Source organism: Sphingomonadaceae bacterium OTU29LAMAA1 (assembly GCA_024072375.1).
Taxonomy (GTDB): domain Bacteria; phylum Pseudomonadota; class Alphaproteobacteria; order Sphingomonadales; family Sphingomonadaceae; genus Sphingomonas.
Window position 1 is genome coordinate 203,131 of sequence record CP099617.1, and the last position, 17,406, is coordinate 220,536.

At 66.0% G+C, this 17,406-nt stretch carries 14 protein-coding genes; 5 read left to right on the forward strand and 9 right to left on the reverse strand.

All coding sequences use genetic code 11. From position 1 onward, the window contains the following. The first annotated feature begins 41 nt into the window (after positions 1 to 41). Entirely contained in the window at positions 42 to 935 is an 894-nt protein-coding gene (locus NF699_01335; GenBank protein ID USU05374.1) for a LysR family transcriptional regulator, read from the forward strand. A gap of 3 nt (positions 936 to 938) precedes the next feature. On the opposite strand, the gene NF699_01340 is transcribed toward NF699_01335, so the two are convergent. Then, positions 939 to 2,477, reverse strand: a complete 1,539-nt coding sequence (locus NF699_01340; protein USU05375.1) for a DHA2 family efflux MFS transporter permease subunit — start codon at positions 2,475 to 2,477, stop codon at positions 939 to 941. Between the two features lie 211 nt (positions 2,478 to 2,688). On the opposite strand from NF699_01340, the gene NF699_01345 reads away from it, so the two are divergent. Further along, positions 2,689 to 3,372 carry a PAS domain-containing protein gene (locus NF699_01345; protein USU05376.1) on the forward strand — a complete coding sequence of 228 codons (684 nt, stop codon included), beginning with the start codon at positions 2,689 to 2,691 and terminating at the stop codon, positions 3,370 to 3,372. A gap of 3 nt (positions 3,373 to 3,375) precedes the next feature. On the opposite strand, the gene NF699_01350 is transcribed toward NF699_01345, so the two are convergent. Further along, positions 3,376 to 4,740 (reverse strand): DNA photolyase family protein, encoded by a 1,365-nt coding sequence (locus tag NF699_01350; GenBank protein ID USU05377.1) that lies wholly within the window; start codon positions 4,738 to 4,740, stop codon positions 3,376 to 3,378. Between the two features lie 118 nt (positions 4,741 to 4,858). Between NF699_01350 and NF699_01355 the strand changes: the two genes are divergently transcribed. Continuing rightward, on the forward strand, positions 4,859 to 5,281 hold the full coding sequence (locus NF699_01355) for a hypothetical protein (GenBank protein USU05378.1): 423 nt from the start codon (positions 4,859 to 4,861) through the stop codon (positions 5,279 to 5,281). 212 nt (positions 5,282 to 5,493) lie between these two features. Here NF699_01355 and NF699_01360 read toward each other — a convergent pair whose 3' ends face one another. The 7 genes from NF699_01360 to NF699_01390 form a co-directional block, all read right to left on the reverse strand. Then, on the reverse strand, positions 5,494 to 7,713 hold the full coding sequence (locus tag NF699_01360; GenBank protein ID USU05379.1) for a xanthine dehydrogenase family protein molybdopterin-binding subunit: 2,220 nt from the start codon (positions 7,711 to 7,713) through the stop codon (positions 5,494 to 5,496). Next, the gene (locus NF699_01365) at positions 7,710 to 8,666 is read right to left on the reverse strand and encodes a xanthine dehydrogenase family protein subunit M (GenBank protein USU05380.1); all 957 of its coding nucleotides are present in this window, start codon (positions 8,664 to 8,666) and stop codon (positions 7,710 to 7,712) included. Before NF699_01365 ends, NF699_01360 begins: the two co-directional genes overlap by 4 nt. Then, positions 8,663 to 9,298: an aldehyde dehydrogenase iron-sulfur subunit gene (gene paoA / locus NF699_01370; GenBank protein ID USU05381.1), complete on the reverse strand. Its 636-nt coding sequence runs from the start codon at positions 9,296 to 9,298 to the stop codon at positions 8,663 to 8,665. The genes NF699_01365 and paoA overlap by 4 nt, the downstream gene beginning before the upstream one ends. Positions 9,299 to 9,468: 170 nt before the next feature. Further along, on the reverse strand, positions 9,469 to 10,767 hold the full coding sequence (locus NF699_01375; GenBank protein ID USU05382.1) for an outer membrane protein transport protein: 1,299 nt from the start codon (positions 10,765 to 10,767) through the stop codon (positions 9,469 to 9,471). 46 nt (positions 10,768 to 10,813) lie between these two features. Next, positions 10,814 to 11,224 carry a DUF2147 domain-containing protein gene (locus tag NF699_01380; GenBank protein ID USU05383.1) on the reverse strand — a complete coding sequence of 137 codons (411 nt, stop codon included), beginning with the start codon at positions 11,222 to 11,224 and terminating at the stop codon, positions 10,814 to 10,816. Between the two features lie 437 nt (positions 11,225 to 11,661). Then, positions 11,662 to 13,980 (reverse strand): 3-hydroxyacyl-CoA dehydrogenase NAD-binding domain-containing protein, encoded by a 2,319-nt coding sequence (locus NF699_01385; protein ID USU05384.1) that lies wholly within the window; start codon positions 13,978 to 13,980, stop codon positions 11,662 to 11,664. Beyond that, on the reverse strand, positions 13,980 to 15,116 hold the full coding sequence (locus tag NF699_01390; GenBank protein ID USU05385.1) for a thiolase family protein: 1,137 nt from the start codon (positions 15,114 to 15,116) through the stop codon (positions 13,980 to 13,982). The genes NF699_01385 and NF699_01390 overlap by 1 nt, the downstream gene beginning before the upstream one ends. A 121-nt stretch (positions 15,117 to 15,237) precedes the next feature. On the opposite strand from NF699_01390, the gene NF699_01395 reads away from it, so the two are divergent. Further along, positions 15,238 to 16,920 carry a long-chain fatty acid--CoA ligase gene (locus NF699_01395; protein USU05386.1) on the forward strand — a complete coding sequence of 561 codons (1,683 nt, stop codon included), beginning with the start codon at positions 15,238 to 15,240 and terminating at the stop codon, positions 16,918 to 16,920. 22 nt (positions 16,921 to 16,942) lie between these two features. Next, positions 16,943 to 17,353: a MerR family DNA-binding transcriptional regulator gene (locus tag NF699_01400; protein USU05387.1), complete on the forward strand. Its 411-nt coding sequence runs from the start codon at positions 16,943 to 16,945 to the stop codon at positions 17,351 to 17,353. Positions 17,354 to 17,406: the final 53 nt, after the last annotated feature.

The window sequence follows — 17,406 nt, forward strand, 5'->3', positions numbered from 1 at the left end:
AGCGTCAAAGATGTTTAAGCAGCTTATCGCCGGAAGAACGAATGATGTTCGATCCCGATTACTCCCTGTTCGTCGCGGTGGCCGATAGCGGCAGCCTGTCCGCCGCTGCGAGAACCTTGCGCATCTCGCCAGCAATGGTGTCCAAACGACTGCAAAGGCTGGAAGGTCGCCTCGGCGTAACGCTGATCCATCGCACCACGCGGCGACTGGCGCTGACGGAAGCGGGCGGGCGGCTGCGCGACGACCTCGATGGAATCTTGTCGGCGCTCACCGCGGCGGAGGCACGGGTGACAGGCGCGCGTGGCGTACCGGCGGGACCGCTGCGGGTATCGGCGCCCACGTCGTTCGGGCGGCTCCACGTCGCGCCACATCTGTCTGCGTTCCTCGCCGCACACCCGGCGGTGGAACTTGCGTTCGACCTTGGCGACGGCTTCGTCGATCTGCTCGGCGACCGGGTCGACTGCGCGATCCGTATCGCTTCGGAGGTGCCGTCCAACGTCGTGGCGCATCGGCTGGCCACGAGCCGCCGGGTGTTGTGCGCAGCGCCTTCCTATTTGGCGACACACGGGGAACCGGCGTCGGTTCCGGCGCTGGGCGATCACCGGTTGCTCGCGGCGGCGGGGCAGATGCCGTGGCGGCTGGTCGCGCAGGGCAAGGCCGTGCAGGTCGAACGCGACAGCCACGTCCGCACCAATTCGAGCGAAATGGTGCGCGAACTGGCGCTTGGCGGCGTCGGCATCGCACTGCGATCCCTGTGGGATGTCGGCGACGCATTGCGTAACGGCCGGCTGGTGCGCGTCCTGCCGGACTGGGAGGGAACGGCCGACGTCGGCATCTATGCCGTCCACCTGCGCAGCGGCGCCGTGCCGCCCGCGGTCCGCGCATTCGTCGCATTCCTGCAATCCGTGATCGATCCCGCCAGCTGGCAGGGATGATCGTCAGCTCTTCCGCCCGCTCAACTCCGCGCCGGCCTGAGGATCGAACCGCCAGTTGACGAACACTGCCAGCAGCGAGATCGCGGTGACGGTCCAGAAGGCGACGGTGAAATCAGTGAATGCCACCGCTTCGCCGCCGCGCGACAGCATCGACACGTGCAACGCGGTCGCGCCGACGCAGATGCCCAGCGACAGCATCAGTTGCTGAAACGTCGAATAGAAGCTGGTCGCTGCGCTCATCCGGTCCTTGCCGATCTCGTCGTATGCGATCGTGTTGTAGGCGGTGAACTGGAACGAGATCAGAAAGCCGGACAGGACCAGCACGGCGAACACCGCGGGCAGCGGCCAGTCCGGGCGGAACAGGCCGCAGATGGCATAGGCCCCGGTCCCGAGCACCCCCATCACGATCAGGCTGTTGCGGAATCCGAAGCGTTTCAGGATGCGACGCGCGACTCCCTTCATCCCGAACGATCCGATCGCGCCCGCGACCGTCATCGCCCCGCTCTGCGCCGCCGACAGGCCGAAGGCGAGCTGCATCATCAGCGGCAGCAGAAACGGCTGCGCGCCCTGTGTGATGCGGGTCAGCGATCCGCCCAGCACCGACAGGCGGAACGTGGTGATCCGCATCAGCGAGAGGTCGAGGATCGGGTGTTCGGCGCGTCGCGCATGCCGCCAATAGGCAAGACCGAACAGCGCGCCGATGCCGACCAGCGCCGCCGCCACCGCCGCCTCGCCCGGGCGGCTTGCCATTTCAAACCCGAACAACAGACACCCCAGAGCCACGCCCGACAGAATAAAGCCGATTGCGTCGAAGGTGTGCGGTGCTTCCTCGCGAATATCGGCGATGAAGCGTCCGACCAGCACGATGCCCAGCAACCCGATCGGCAGGTTGAGCCAGAAGATCCAGCGCCAGTCGAGATATGTGACGATGAACCCGCCCAGCGGCGGACCCAGGATCGGGCCGACCAGCGCTGGCATGATCAGCCACGACATCGCCGACACCATGTCGCGCTTGGCGACCGATCGCAGCAATACCAGCCGCCCCACCGGCATCATCATCGCGCCGCCGATCCCCTGTACGAACCGCGCGACCACCATCCATTCGAGGCTTGGGGCCAGACCGCAGGCCAGACTGCCCGCAACGAACACGCCGATCGCTGCGCGAAACACCGGCCGCGCGCCGAAGCGGTCGGCCATCGTGCCGGAGGCGGGAATAAACATCGCCAGTGCCAGCAGGTACGATGTCAGCGCGATGCTCATCGCCGGTGCGGCGACACCGAAATCGCGTGCCATCGTCGGCAGCGCAGTGGCGAGCACCGTCGCGTCCAAATTCTCCATGAACATCGCCGTGGCGATGATCAGCGCGACGGTGCGATAGTTGCGGGTGGGTGCGGCGCCACCGTCGGCATCGGTCGTCTGTGCAATCCGATCGCCCGCCGGGACGATCCCGTCGCGCACTTCGGCATTGACCGATGCGATCCCGCGCCGCCGCGGCCGCAATAGCTGACGCGGATCCAGAGCGGCGGGGAGATGCAGATTCATGACGGGCGTAACGACCTTCGTGCGTGGATGGCCTCTCCGGTGGACGGGGGCCGATCGTTGTCATGGGGCCGTACCGCTGTCGTATCCTGATATAGGTACGATCGCGCTCCGGGCGAGGGGATATGCCGGCACGATGTAGCCAACCTTAGATAAGCCATTGCAATTAAAACAGATTAATGCGACCCGCCGCACCGTTCTCAAGGGAGTGGCAATGACGGTTCGATCTGCGCCGGTGGCGCAATGCATCACGGACGAGCGATGGCGGATCGTGTCGGCAGACGACGCCTATCTGGAATTGCTGGCGCGGCCACGGATCGAGGTGATTGGTCGTTCGCCGCTCGAATTCACGGCGCCGGGGGATCAGGTGGTCAACGACATGCTGCTGCACCGGCTGGTGCGTCACGGTCATGCATTCCAGATTACCAAGCGCTACGTTCGCGGTGACGGGCAGCTGCAGTGGGTGTGTAACCACGTCTCCGCCTTTGCCGATGGCTGCGGGGAAAAGCGCCTGATCGCAACCTGCGAGCCGCAGCCGGATCCGCCGGCCACGTGCGCGGAGGCGCGACTGCGGCAGCACGCCACGACGCTGCTGCAAACCATCGGCGCCGCGAAGCATGCATTCGGCGCGGACCTGATCGGATCGCCGGCGTTGGAGGCATTGCTCCATCTTTACCTCGCTGAAATGGAAGGGCGGTCGCTCACCCCGCGTTGCATCGCAGCGCTGATCCGCCATTCTGAGGCTGCAACGCTGCGCTGGATCAAGGTGCTGGAACAGCGTCGGCTTGCCGAAGTAGAGCGTAATACGCCGGTCGACATGGGCGCGCCGATGCGTATCTCCGGCATGGCGCAGCAGATGATGGAGGACGTCACCGGGCGGTTGCCCGTCGCGGGCTGAGCGTCAGCGCAGTGTCGCCGCGGCTGCCAGCGCCCGCTCGCGCGCCTCGCGATGGCCGATCAGCTTGGCCGGATAGTCGTTCGGCCGGACACCGCTATCGTCGGGATCGTGGATCGTCGCGTCCGTCAGATCGCGCAATTCCGGCACCCATTCGCGGATATAGTCCGCTGCATCGAACTTCTCCGACTGGCTGAGTGGCGCCATGATCCGCCCGAACATATTCGCATCCACGCCCGTACCGGCGATCCACTGCCAGTTGACGGCGTTGTTGCCGTAATCCGCATCGACCAGGCAGTCCCAATACCATCGCTCGCCTTCGCGCCAGTCGATCAGCAGATGCTTTACCAGAAAGCTCGCAGCGATCATGCGGACGCGATTGTGCATCCACCCGCTCGCCCACAATTGCCGCATCCCGGCATCGACGATCGGGTAGCCGGTGCGTCCCTGCTGCCACGCCTGAAGATCGCGTTTCGCCTCGGCATCCTTTCGCCACGGCAGTGCATCGTATTTCGGGCGCCCGTTGACCTCGCCGTACTTCGGCAACGCGAGCAGCACGCCGGACGTGAAATCCCGCCATGCGAGTTCGCGCAGGAAGGCGCCGGCATCCCTGGTGTCGCCGAGCGCATGATAGATTGCCCGCGGCGAAATCTCCCCGTGATGGAGGTGCGGCGACAGGCGAGACGTACCCTCTTCCGATGGCAGGTTGCGGCGGCGGTCGTAGGCGGCGACATCGTCGGACCAGTCCTTAGCCTTGGCGAGCGCTTCCGTTTCGCCGGGCGTCCAGTCCTTGTCGAAGCCGGTTGACCAATCGAGTCTGGTCGGCAGCAGCGTCCATTCCGCAAGCTCGTCGCTCATCGGCCAATGCGCCGGTGCCGGGATCGTGTGCGGGACGGGAAAGGGATCGGCGGGCGGCAATTGCGACTGGAGCGCCTTCCAGAATGACGAGAACATCTTGAACGGGGTCCCGCTCCCGGTGGTCAAGTCCTCCAGCCGGACAAGGTGGTTGCCATCGTGCAGTTCCAGCCGATCGCCCAGTTTTTTCTCCGCATCGCGCCACCACGGCTCGTAATGACGGATCGCGTGAATGCGGGAAGCACCGGTTTCCTCCATCAGTGTCGTCAGGATCGACACTGCATCGCCGCGTCGCAGGATCAGCCGGCTGTGCTTCGCTCGCAAGGCTGCGTCCAGGGTGGACAGGCTGTGGTGCAGCCACCAGCGTTGCGCTCCGCCGATCCGCCATTCACCGGGCGCATCGTCGTCGAGGACATAGACCGGCACGACCGGTCCTTCGTGCGCGGCGGCGACGAGTGCAGGCTGATCGTGAAGGCGAAGGTCCTGGCGTAGCCACAGGATGCTTGGTTGTGTCATGCGCACGTCCAAGCGGATGGCCACCGGGGAAGTTCCTGCATCGGCGTCGCCGCGAACGCCGGACTTGTACGCGGGCCTGTCCTGCCGCAAACGACCGTGCCTCTGGGGCGGAGCGAATATGAAACGATCATTGATCTGGCTGCCGCTGCTGCTGGCGGCCTGCTCCCCATCGGCACCCGATCCGGCACCGCCGCGGCTTCCGGTGCCGATCCGCGGTTCGGACGCCATGACCCTGATACGGGGAGATGCCCTGGACAGACTGGTGCGAGGTAGCGTCCAGACCCGGGCAGGCGAGGGCGGCATACCGCCAGTCGAACGCTTCGCTGCGACGGGCGACGGCTATACATTAAGCTACGACCGGCCCGATACCGTCGGACGTTACCGGGTGACGCCGGACCGGGTGTGCCTGCGCTTCGTCGATGAGCGCAGCATCTTCTGCCGCTTCTACCTGACCGATGCGAGTGGGCAGGTGTGGATGGCCGAGGACGATCGTGACTATCCGCTGCATGTGGCAAAGGTGACGGTTGGGCGCGGGCGCTAGGACGGGATTGCTGCGAAGCAGGCGAAGCAGTTCGTAGCATATCTTGCCCGTTTACCGGCTTCGCTGCACCGGCCCGGCTCGCCGGTGGAATGAGCCAGTCCTCCCTCGCTTGAGCAGGGGAGGGACCGCGGCGAAGCCGTGGTGGAGGGGGCGTATCAGCGAGCGACCAAGCGCGCGGCTTAACGCTTCCGACCCACCGTGGCCGTTGGATATCAGGCCACCATCGCTGCGCCGGCGATGATCTTGTCGAGCGTGATGGGGTATTCGCGGATGCGGACGCCGCTGGCGTTATAGATCGCGTTGGCGATCGCCGCGCCGACGCCGCACAGGCCGAGCTCGCCGACCCCCTTCGCCTTCATCGGCGACGACATCGGATCGACTTCGTCGAGGAAGATCACCTCCTGATGCGGAATGTCGGCGTGCACCGGCACTTCATAGCTGGCGAGATCGTGGTTGACGAAGAAGCCGAAGCGCTTGTCGACCGCGAGTTCCTCCATCAGCGCCGAGCCGACGCCCATCGTCATCGCGCCGATCACCTGACTGCGTGCCGACTTCGGGTTGAGGATGCGCCCCGCCGCACAGACCGCGAGCATGCGGCGTACGCGGATCTCGCCGGTATAGGCGTCGACGCCGACCTCGACGAAATGGCCGGCGAAGGTCGATTGCTGTTCCTTCTTGGCGAGATCGCCGAACTCGATCGTGTCCTCGGCGGACAAGCCTTTGTCGCCGGCAGCTTCGGACAGCGAGACGCTGCGGTTGCCGGCGCGAACCTTGCCGTCGGCGAATTCGACGTCGGCGGAGTTGAAGCCCAGCTTCTGGGCGACGGCCTCGCGCAGCTTCATGCAGGCGGCATAGACGCCGGCGGTCGAGCTGTTCGCGCCCCATTGGCCACCCGAACCGGCGGCGGCGGGGAAGGAGCTGTCGCCGAGCAGTACGACGACCTTGTCGAGGGGGACGCCCATGACTTCGGCGGCGGTCTGCGCGATGATCGTATAGCTGCCGGTTCCGATGTCGGTCATGTCGGTGGCGACGGTGACGACACCCTTCCTGTCGATGCCGACGCGAGCGGCGGACTTCATCGTGATGTTGTTGCGGAAGCCGGAGGCGACGCCCATGCCGACGAGCCAGCGACCGTCGCGCACCGTGCGCGGCTTTGCGTTACGCTGCGACCAGCCGAACTTGTCCGCACCCATGCGCAGGCATTCGACGAGCTGACGCTGCGAGAACTTGCGCTCCGGCTTTTCCGGATCGACCTGCGTGTCGTTGACGATGCGGAACTGGACCGGGTCCATCCCCAGCTTCTCCGCCATCTCGTCCATCGCGACTTCGAGCGCCATCAGGCCCGGCGCCTCGCCGGGCGCGCGCATCGCGTTGCCCTCGGGCAGATCGAGCACCGCAAGCCGCATCGAGGTCAGGCGATTGGCACCCGCGTAGAGCAGCTTGGTCTGCGACACCGCCGTTTCTGGGCCGCCGCCGGGCAGATCGCCCGAACCGCTTTCGTGCGCGATCGCGGTGAGCTTGCCGTCCTTGCCTGCGGCCAGCCGGATGCGCTGGCGCGTCGCCGGGCGGTGCGTGGCGTTGTTGATCATCAGCGGCCGCTGGAGCGTGACCTTGACCGGACGCCCCGCCTGCTTCGCGCCCAGTGCGGCGAGGATCGCGTCGGCGCGGACGAACAGCTTCCCGCCGAAGCCGCCGCCGATATAGGGCGAGATCAGGCGGACGTTGTCCTTGGGGATGCCGAGCGTCTTGGCGACGTCGCCCTTGCCCCAGGCGATCATCTGGTTGGACGTCCACAGCGTCAGCTTGTCGCCCGCCCACGATGCGGTGCTGGCATGCGGCTCCATCATCGCATGGCTCTGGTCGGGCGTTTCGTAGAGCGCGTCGAGCTTGACCGGCGCGGCCGCGAAGGCCTGTTCGAAATTGCCGACGCGATCGACCGCGGGGGCGGCGCTGCCCTCGCCGCTGCTGTCGCCCTTCAGCGGTGCGGTCTCGAGCGCCGTGTCGAGGTCGAAGCGACCTTTCTCGCGGGCATAATCGATGCGGATCAACGATGCCGCTGCGCGCGCCTGTTCGAACGTTTCGGCCACCACCAGTGCGATCGCCTGATGATAGTGATCGATCGCCGGACCGCCGAGCAGCTTGGCGGTGTTGAAGTCGCCTTTGGTCAGCGGACCGGCGGTATCGGCGGTGACGATCGTCAGCACGCCCGGCGCAGCCTTCGCCGCGCCGAGGTCCATGCTCGCGATGCGTCCCTTGGCGATGCCGGCACCGACGACATAGCCATAGGCCGCATTGGGCGCGACGTCATGGCGTTCATAGGCGTAGGGTGCCGTGCCGGTGGTCTTGAACTTGCCGTCGATGCGGTCGGTCGGCTTGCCGATGACCTTCAGCTGGTCGATCGGGTTCTGGCCTGCGGGTGTGTCGAACTTCATGCTGCGTCTTTCGCTTCGGCCATCACCGCGGCGAGCGTGCGCTCGACGAGGGGGACCTTGAAGGCATTGTCTTGGGTCGGTTTTGCGCCGGCGAGCATCCGGGCCGCGGTCGCCTTGGCACCCTGCGGCAGGGCGGCTTCCGCCGCCTCGACGCGCCACGGCTTGGGCGCGATGCCGCCGATCGCGACATGGCCGGTGCCGTCGGGCTGGAGGATCGCCGCCACCGACACGAGTGCGTAGGCGTAAGAGGCGCGGTCGCGCACCTTATGGTAGATATGCGTGCCGCCGACCGGCTTCGGCAGGGTCACAGCGGTAATCAGCTCGCCCGGCTTCAGGTTCGTGTCGATGTGCGGCGTATCGCCCCACAGCCGATGGAAGTCGGCGATCGGGATCTTCCGCGTCTGACCATTGGGCTGAACCGTCTCGACGGTCGCGTCGAGCACGCGCATGGCGACCGCCATGTCGCCGGGATAGGTGGCGATGCAGGCGTCGCTGGTGCCGATTATGCCGAGCTGCCGGCTATAGCCGCCGATCGCTGCGCATCCCGATCCGGGCTTGCGCTTGTTGCAAGGCTGGTTGGTGTCGTAGAAATACGGGCAGCGGGTGCGCTGGAGCAGGTTGCCCGCGGTGGTCGCCTTGTTGCGCAGCTGGCCCGATGCGCCGGCGACGATCGCGCGGCTGAGCACGCCGTAGTCGCGGCGGACGCGGGCGTCGCTGGCGAGATCGGTGTTGCGGACCAGAGCGCCGATGCGCAGGCCGCCGTCCGACGTCGGCTCGATCGTGTCGAGCGCCAGACGGTTGACGTCGACGAGATGGACCGGCTCTTCGATCTGCAGCTTCATCAGGTCGAGCAGGTTCGTGCCGCCCGCGATGAACTTCGCGCCGGGCTTGGCCGCGACCGCAGCGGCTGCTGCCGCCGGCGTCGTCGCGCGTTCGTAGGTAAAGGCCTTCATGCTTTTGCCCCCGCGACTTCGCTCATCGCTTCGATGATGTTGGAATAGGCGCCGCAGCGACAGATGTTGCCGCTCATCCGCTCGCGCATCTCCATCGCGGTCGGTTGTGCAGCTCCGGTGATGTCGGCCTGGACGTGGCTGGGCACGCCGCGCTTGATCTCGTCGAGCACCGCCACCGCCGAGCAGATCTGGCCGGGGGTGCAATAGCCGCACTGATAGCCGTCGTGCTTGATGAAGGCGGCCTGCATCGGGTGCAGGTCGTCGGGCTTGCCGAGGCCCTCGATCGTGGTGATCTCGTCGCCGTCGTGCATCACCGCGAGGGTGAGGCAGGAGTTGATCCGGCGGCCGTCGACGAGGACGGTACACGCGCCGCACTGGCCGTGATCGCAACCCTTCTTGGTGCCGGTCAGCTTCCAATGTTCGCGCAGCGCGTCAAGCAACGTCGTGCGGGTGTCGAGGTCGAGGCGATTGGTCTTGCCGTTGACCTTCAGCGTCACCGGCATCGTCGGCGGTGCTGTGCGATCCTGCAACGGCGGGGTCGCGGCCTCGGCGGGCAGCGCGGTCGCCGCCACGCCAACGGTCCCGCCCGCGATCACCCCGCGGCGGGACACCTGTAGTTCGTTCTGGCTCATGAGAGGCCCCCTGATGCTATTGAAAACGCCGCGACGATCGTCGCTGGCGTTCACCGGCTCTGGAGGTGCTCTAACGTGCGATATCCACCCAAAGCAAACGCTTGTTGGGGATACGCAGGACAATAGGTCCGGGTTCCACCTAACGCAGGCGGAACCCGGATTTCGGCCGATCAGAAGCCGATGTGAGCGCCGGCGGAGATCACCACCGCGCTGGCGTCGCGCAGATAGCCGTTGGTGACGACCGGCGTCTGCACCGCGGTGCCGGCATAAGCCGCCGTCACGCGATCGATCGTGGTGTTCTTGAAGTCGACATAGTTCGCAGCGAGATCGATGCCGATCTTCGGCGTCAGCTGGAAGGTGCCGCCGGCGCCGTAGTTCCAGCGGTTGGCGTCGGGCACGCGCGCATCGCGCAAACCGTTCTGGGTCGGCGTGGTGGCGTGCTGGACGCCGGCGCGGAGCGTCAGCTGCGGCGAGATCGTATAGTCGATGCCGCCGGCGAGGCTGTAGCTGTCGCGATAGTTCTCGGGCAGCGCCTGATTGAGCGGCGCGCCGAGGCGGATCGCGTCGAACTTGCTCCAGTTATAGCGAACCGCCTGCCCGTTCAGCGTCAGCGCCGGGGTGGCGCGGATGCGGGCACCGACGATGACCTGTGCGGGCGTGTAAAAGCTCGCCTCGACGTCGTTGACCGTGCGGTTCTGCGCGGCGAGCGGGCCCTGGAGCCCCTCGACCAGCAGGTCGCCCTTCAGCGTGTGCTCGATGCGCGACTTGTAGCTGACGCCGACGGTCGCCCAGTCGTTGTGCATCTGGAAGCCGGCGGTCCAGCCGAGATCCCAGCCGTCGCCTTCCAGCTTCTGGCGGCCATCGGGCAGCGCCGCCGACAGGTTGGGCAGGTTGTTGCCAAGGCTGGCGTAGACGTGCTCGACATTGGCACCACCGCCGACGCGCAGCCAGTCGGTCAGCGCGATGGCGATCGAGGGCTGGATATCGATCGTCTGCAGCTTAGTGCGAGTCGCGCTGTAGCGGGTCCAGCTAGTCGAATCGTAATCGGTGGTGAAGCTGTAGGGCGACGTGACCGCGAGGCCGATCGCGACCGGGCCGAACGGCATCGCGATCGCGCCCGAGGGCAGAATGCCGTTGTCGATCGGGTCCTTGGCCAGCTGGTCGCCACCGACGGGGGCGAATTGGCCGCCCGGACGGCGGATCAACGTGCCGTTGTTGACGACCTTGCCCTTCGGACGGATCACCGAGGCGTTGATCGCGGCTTCGCCGTTCTGCATGCCGGCGATCGCGGCGGGGTTCCACCACAGCGACTGCGGGCCGGTGTCGGCGACTTCACCTGAAAATGCACGGCCTGCACCACGTGCCGACTGCTCTTGCAGGTAGAAGGCCTGCGCGTGCGCGACGGTAGCGAAACCGAACGAACCGAGAACGACGGTGGCGAGGAGGGGAGCCTTGAAACGCAACGACATAATGGGTCTTCCTGAAGCTTACTGGTAGGTTTTGGGGAGGCAATCTTTAACGGACGCGGGTCCAGGTCTGGGTCTTGCAGAGTGGCACGAAGACACAGCCGCGGACCTTCAGCGTGTTGGCGTCGACCGGTGTAACTTTGGCTTTGTAGGTCTTGCCGTCGTCGGGATTGTAGATCTGGCCACCGGACCATGCGTCGGACTCGGCGGTAAAGCCGCTGATCAATAACAGACCCTTCAGCGGGCGATTACGCTGCGCCGCGTTCTGGTTGTTGCCGTCTTTCAGGTCGGGACGCTGGCGGAGCAGGTCGGAGGTGAGCAGGCGACCGCAGATCGATGCGCCGCAGCGCTGGATTTCGACGACGCCGTTCTTGGTCTCGGTCTTCCAGCGACCGATCGCGAGGTCGGCGGCGGGAGCGGGAGCGGCGGCAAGCAGCGCACCGAGCAGCAACAGGGACATGAGCGTAATCTCCTCTCCGTGACGCCCGCTAAAAGCCGCGGGCATCGGGTAAGCCGTGTCAGCTCCGCGCCGTAACTGTACGGTCACGTTGAACGTCACCTGTGGCAGCCGCTGGATGAACGGTGACCTAATGGCGAGCGCCCTGCCGTATACGGCAGTTGGCGGCTCGGTTAGGGGATTGGCAAGATGTGTCAAGTGTCATGTCGTTCATTGCGGCGGCATGAGGTGATGCGGGCGTAACGATCGTGGGGTGGATCGGTGCCAAGACGCCTAATATTCTTCCCTCGCGAGGGGGAGGGGGACCGTTCGGCGCCAGCCGAATGGTGGAGGGGAGGTGGGCGATGCACTCCAAGTTTAGAGTGCGTCGCTTACCTCCCCCTCCGTCACCGCTTTGCGGCGCCACCTCCCCCTTGCGGGGGAGGAATATGAAGGATGCGTCAGTTGCGCAGTGGTTTGCCCGTCGTCAGCATCTGCTGGACGCGCGCCTGGGTGCGGGGATCGCGTACCGCTTCCATGAACGCCTCGCGTTCCAGCGTCAGCAGGTCGTCCTCCTGCACGATGTCGACCAGATCGGCCTCGCCGCCGGTGAGGACATTCGCCAGACGCGCCGAGACGACCTCGTCATATTCCGTGGCCATGCCCTTTTTGCGGAAGCCATCGACGACGCCCGCAATGCCGACGCGGCCGCTTTCGCCGGGCAGGCGGAAGGTCGGCTTTTCGGGGGCCTTATAGCCGTCGACCAGCGACAGCGCCTTGGCCTTGGCGTCCGCCAGCAACCGGTCGCGGTTCATCGTGATGCCGTCCGACGTGCGGAGGAACATCATCTCCTTCGCCAGCGCCGCCGACTTGGATACCTGCGCGGTCGAGATCGTCTCGAACGCCTTGGCGACCGCGGGCATCGGGCCGCGCGGCATCATCGGCGACTTGGCCATGCGATCGAGCATCTCGCCGTTGCCGCCCCAGCCGGGGAGCAGGCCGACGCCGCATTCGACCAGCCCGACATAGGTTTCGGCATGCGCCTGCACCGCGTCGGAATGGAGCAGCACCTCGCAACCACCGCCCACCGCCATGCCGGCGGGCGCGGCGATGACGGGGAAGGGGGCGTATTTCAGCGCCTTCAGCGCCTGTTGCCCGCCCGAGATCAGCTTCTCGATCTCGCCCCACATGCCTGCGGCGACTGCGAACATCGCCATGCCGAGGTTGGCGCCGGCGGAAAAGTTCGACCCTTCGTTGTAGATCACCAGCGCCTTGAAGCGTTCCTGCACCAGCGGGATCGCTTGCTGGATCAGGCCCATGATTTCGCCGTCGAGCGCGTTCATCTTGGTGGTGAACTCGAGCGCCGCGACGCCATCGCCGACGTCCCAGAGCGCCGCGGAGGCGTTCTTGAGGCGCGGTTCCGAGGCGAGCTTGATATCCTCCAGCAACAGCACGCCGTCACCGCGGACGACGTCCCGATAGTCGCCGGCGAGGGTGAGGAACTGGCGCTTGCCCTCGACCACGCGGTAGAAGCTGCGGTTGCCGGCCGTGTCGAGGATGGCGGGAACCTCGCGGCCCTCGTCGCGCAGGCGGGCGGCGAAGATGGCGGCACCGATCCGGTCGAGCAGCTCGAACGGACCGAACTTCCAGTTATAGCCGAGCTTCATCGCGTCATCGATCGCGACGATATCGTCTGCCGCTTCGCCGACCAGCATCGCCGCGTAGGACAAGGTCTTGCCGAGGATTTCCCAGGCATAGTCGCCGACCTTGCCGGGGGTGGCGATGAGGGCGGCGAGGTCCTTTTCCGCCTTGGGCAGCAGTGCGGCGGGCTTCTGCCCCTCGCGGTATTCGCCGGTGGCCAGGTCGAGCGCGAGTTTGGTCTTGGTCGCCTTGTCGAAGCGGTAAAAGCCGCCCTTACCCTTGCGCCCCGTAAAGCCCTCGGCGATCATCTTGTCGACCAGCGGCATGTCGCGCACCGTGTCGAAATAGGGGTCGCCCTGCGGCAGGGTGGACGACAGGCTTTTAGACAGCAGCGGCATCAGGTCGACGCCGACGAGATCGACGAGGCCGAAGATGCCGGTCTTGGGTACGCCCATCGGACGGCCGCCGATCTGGTCGGCCTCCTCGACGGTCAGTCCCTGATCCATCGCCGCGTTGATCGCGACGGCGAGCCAATAGGTGCCGATGCGGTTCGCGATGAAGCCGGGCGTGTCCTTGGCGCGGACGATGCGCTTGCCCATGAAGCGGTCGACGAAATCCTCGACCTTTTCGGCGACGGCGGAATTGGTGTGCTCGCCGCGCACGATTTCGATCAGCCGCATGTAGCGCGGCGGATTGAAGAAGTGGGTGATGAGGAAATCGGCCTTGAACTGGTCCGAGCGGCCCTCGACGAGGTTGCCCAAGGGAATCGTCGAGGTGTTCGACGACACCGCGGTGCCGGGACGCTTGAGCGCTTCGAGCTTGGCGTAGAGCGCCTGCTTGATGTCGAGCCGTTCGACGATCGCCTCGACGATCCAGTCGCATTCGGCAACGCGGCCGAGATGGTCGTCGATGTTGCCGGTTTCGACCAGCTTCGCCGCGCCCTTCGACATGAAGGGGGCGGGTTCGGTCTTGAGCATCTTGGCGACCGCCCCCTTGGCGACGGCGTCGCGGTCGTCACCCTCGCGAGGGAGGATGTCGAGCAGCAGCACGGGAATACCGGCGTTGGCGACCTGAGCGGCGATGCCGGCGCCCATGACGCCCGCACCGATCACGCAGACTTTCTTGATCTGGTCAGCCATTATGCGCGCTCCAGCACCGTGGCGATGCCCTGACCGCCGCCGATGCACTGGGTCGCCAGTGCATAGCGGCCGCCCTCGCGCTCCAGCAGCGCTGCCGCCTTGCCGACGATGCGCGCGCCGGTCGCGCCGAGCGGATGGCCGATCGCGATCGCGCCGCCGTCGAGGTTGATCGTCTCTTCTTTCAGGCCGAGGTCGCGGATGCAGGCGATCGCCTGGCTGGCGAAGGCTTCGTTGATTTCGACCACGTCGAGGTCGCCGACCTTGATGCCCGCGCGCGACAGCGCCTTTTGCGAGGCGCTGATCGGGCCGAGGCCCATCGTCTCGGGCTCGATGCCCGAAACGCCGACCGCGACGATGCGGGCGAGGATCTTGAGACCGTGCTTCTGCGCGAACTCTTCCGAGGTCACCAGCACCGCAGACGCGCCATCGGTCAGCGGCGACGAGGTGCCGGCGGTCACCGACCCTTCCAGGCTGAACGCGGGCTTGAGTCCGCCGAGCGCTTCAACGGTGGTGTCGGAGCGGATCGTGCCGTCCTCGCTGACCGTGCCCGCCTTGGTAGTGATCGGCACGATCTCGTCGGTCAGGCGACCGTCGGCGCGCGCGGCCGCGGCCTTGTGCTGGCTCTTCACCGCAAAGGCGTCCTGCTCGCCGCGGGTGATCTGGTATTTGGTCGCGACGTTCTCCGCCGTGTCGCCCATCCCCATGTACGCGCCGGGGTTCGCCTTCGCGAGCACCGGGTTGGGGAGGGGATTGTAGCCGCCCATAGGGATGCGGCTCATCGATTCGAGGCCGGCGCAGATGAACGCCTCGCCCGCGCCGATCTGGATCTGGCCCATCGCGATGTGGATCGCGCTCATCGACGATCCGCAGAAGCGGTTGACCGTCATGCCACCGACCGACAGCGGCAGGTCGGCGAGCACCCCGATCAGCCGCGCGACGTTAAGACCCTGTTCGCCCTCGGGGAAGGCGCAGCCGAGGATGATATCCTCGATCTCCGCGGCATCGACGCCGGTCTTTGCGATCAGCCCGCGGATCGTCTGCGCGGCGAGATCGTCGGGACGGACGCGGGCGAGCGCGCCCTTGCCGGCGAGGTGGAACGGCGAGCGCGCGTAACCGGCGATGACGACGTTGGTCATGATATCCTCTCTGATTGGCATTCGAGCTTGCGGTATGCCGTATAGGTGCGATACCTTCCCATTACGTCAAGTGGCACGAGCGGACAATATGCTCGATGGTAGAGTTCGAGAGGAAGCATTGATGAGCGAAACCGCCAACATCGAAGCGGCTGCGCCGCTGGCGATCAAGCAAGGCGTGCCGCTGCCAGCCAACCCGCGGCTGCTCGGCGATATGCTCGACCGGTCGGTGGCGCGCTTTCCGGATCGTGCGGCGATCGACTTCATGGGGCGGATCACGACCTGGGGCGATCTGGGCGCGGCGGTTGATCGTGCGGCGGCGGGGTTGCAGGCGTTGGGGGTGGTGAAGGGGACGCGCGTCGCGCTGTGTCTGCCGAACACGCCGTATTATCCCATCCTGTTCTACGCGACGCTGAAGGCGGGCGGGATCGTCGTCAACGTCAATCCGCTCTACGTCGAGCGGGAGTTGACGCATCTGGTCGAGGATTCGGGGGCGGAGATCATCGTCACACCCGATGTCGCGGATATCCAGGCGCGCGTTTTGAAGGTGGCGGGCGAGACTGGCATCCGTCACGTCATCAGTTGTCCGATCGCGGACGTGCTGCCGACGTTCAAGAAGTTCGCCTACCGGATCGTCAAGCGGGGCGAGATCGGCCGGGCACCGCGTACGCCGCAGCATCTGTTCTTTGCCGACCTGATGGCGAAGGGTGGCAAGCCGACGTCGGTCCCCGTCGCTCCGGACGAGGTCGCGGTGCTGCAATATACCGGCGGCACCACCGGCGTGCCCAAGGCGGCGATGCTGTCCCATGCCAATATCGTCGCCAACACCGATGCGATGCTGGTCCATGTCGGTGGCGAGAACGCCGAACAGGATCGCGTGCTCGGTGTGCTGCCGTTGTTCCACGTCTTCGCGCTGACCAATGTGCTGACCTTCGGCACGTTGGTGGGGGCGGAGATGATCCTGCTGCCGCGATTCGAATTGAAGCAATTGCTGTCGACGTTGAAGCGGACGCGGCCAACCTACTTCCCCGCCGTGCCGACGATCTACAACGTGCTCGCCAACCTGGGTGCGGACCAGCGGCCCGACCTGTCGTCGGTCAAGGTCTGTATCTCGGGCGGCGCGCCGCTGCCGATCGAGGTGCGGCATGCGTTCGAGGCGAATACCGGATCGAAGCTGGTCGAGGGCTATGGCCTGTCCGAAGCCTCGCCGATCATCACCTGCAACCCGTTCGAGGGAGTGAACAAGGAGGGATCGGCCGGCCTGCCGTTCCCCGGCACGACGATCGAGATCCGCGACCGCGAGAACCCGGCGCGGATCATGCCCGCGGGCGAGAAGGGCGAGATCTGCGCGCGCGGGCCGCAGGTAATGTCCGGCTATTGGCACAATCCGGCGGCGACCGAGGCGGTGTTCGCCGACGGTGCGCTGCGCACCGGCGATGTCGGCTATCTGGATGAGGACGGCTATCTGTTCATCGTCGACCGGATCAAGGACCTGATCCTGTGCGGCGGCTACAACGTCTATCCGCGCGTGATCGAGGAAGCGCTGTACGAACATCCCGCGGTGGTCGAGGCGGTGGTGATCGGCGTGCCCGACACGCATCGTGGACAGGCACCCAAGGCCTTCGTCGTGCTCAACGAACCGGGCGTCGTCACCGGTGCCGCCCTGCGCGATTTCCTGCGCGACAAAATCAGCAAGATCGAGCTTCCCCGCGAGGTCGAAATCCGCGACACTCTGCCCAAGACGCTGATCGGCAAGCTTTCGAAGAAGGAGCTGGTCGAGGAGGAGTTGCAGAAAGCGGCGCGTTAGACCGCAGGATCGGGAGCGGGTGATGGACGATAAGGGGGACCTGCAAGGGATTCAGGAGGTGGCCGACATGCTCGGCATCACCCCCCGAACGTTGCGCTTCTATGAGGACAAGGGGCTGATCGAGCCCTGCCGGATCGGCACGACCCGCGTCTATCGCCGGCGCGAGATCGCGCGGATGCAGTTGATCCTGCGCGGCAAGCGGCTGGGGTTCTCGCTGACCGACATCGCAGAGTTCCTCGACCTGTACGACGCCGACCCGCAGCATCTGGAACAAATGCGCGCGCTGGCCGAGCGGGTGCGGATGCGGATCGTCGAACTGGAGGCGCAGCGCGACGCGCTCGACCAGACGCTGGTGGAACTGGCGAAGCTGGAGGGCGAGGCGCTGGCGCGGGTGCATGCGCATGAACCGGAAGAGCTGCGGGCGGCGGGATAGGTGTTGTGCTCCTGCGCCACGCAGGAGCCCAGGGTAAGAAGCTGCACCGTTCG

What these genes read in the sequence shown, in the direction of transcription:
- NF699_01385 (USU05384.1), bottom strand. Translation starts at nt 13,980, where the DNA reads ATGGCTGACCAGATCAAGAAAGTCTGCGTGATCGGTGCGGGCGTCATG.
- NF699_01375 (USU05382.1), bottom strand. Translation starts at nt 10,767, where the DNA reads ATGTCGTTGCGTTTCAAGGCTCCCCTCCTCGCCACCGTCGTTCTCGGT.
- NF699_01345 (USU05376.1), top strand. Translation starts at nt 2,689, where the DNA reads ATGACGGTTCGATCTGCGCCGGTGGCGCAATGCATCACGGACGAGCGA.
- paoA (USU05381.1), bottom strand. Translation starts at nt 9,298, where the DNA reads ATGAGCCAGAACGAACTACAGGTGTCCCGCCGCGGGGTGATCGCGGGC.
- NF699_01360 (USU05379.1), bottom strand. Translation starts at nt 7,713, where the DNA reads ATGAAGTTCGACACACCCGCAGGCCAGAACCCGATCGACCAGCTGAAG.
- NF699_01390 (USU05385.1), bottom strand. Translation starts at nt 15,116, where the DNA reads ATGACCAACGTCGTCATCGCCGGTTACGCGCGCTCGCCGTTCCACCTC.
- NF699_01400 (USU05387.1), top strand. Translation starts at nt 16,943, where the DNA reads ATGGACGATAAGGGGGACCTGCAAGGGATTCAGGAGGTGGCCGACATG.
- NF699_01340 (USU05375.1), bottom strand. Translation starts at nt 2,477, where the DNA reads ATGAATCTGCATCTCCCCGCCGCTCTGGATCCGCGTCAGCTATTGCGG.
- NF699_01395 (USU05386.1), top strand. Translation starts at nt 15,238, where the DNA reads ATGAGCGAAACCGCCAACATCGAAGCGGCTGCGCCGCTGGCGATCAAG.
- NF699_01355 (USU05378.1), top strand. Translation starts at nt 4,859, where the DNA reads ATGAAACGATCATTGATCTGGCTGCCGCTGCTGCTGGCGGCCTGCTCC.
- NF699_01380 (USU05383.1), bottom strand. Translation starts at nt 11,224, where the DNA reads ATGTCCCTGTTGCTGCTCGGTGCGCTGCTTGCCGCCGCTCCCGCTCCC.
- NF699_01335 (USU05374.1), top strand. Translation starts at nt 42, where the DNA reads ATGATGTTCGATCCCGATTACTCCCTGTTCGTCGCGGTGGCCGATAGC.
- NF699_01350 (USU05377.1), bottom strand. Translation starts at nt 4,740, where the DNA reads ATGACACAACCAAGCATCCTGTGGCTACGCCAGGACCTTCGCCTTCAC.
- NF699_01365 (USU05380.1), bottom strand. Translation starts at nt 8,666, where the DNA reads ATGAAGGCCTTTACCTACGAACGCGCGACGACGCCGGCGGCAGCAGCC.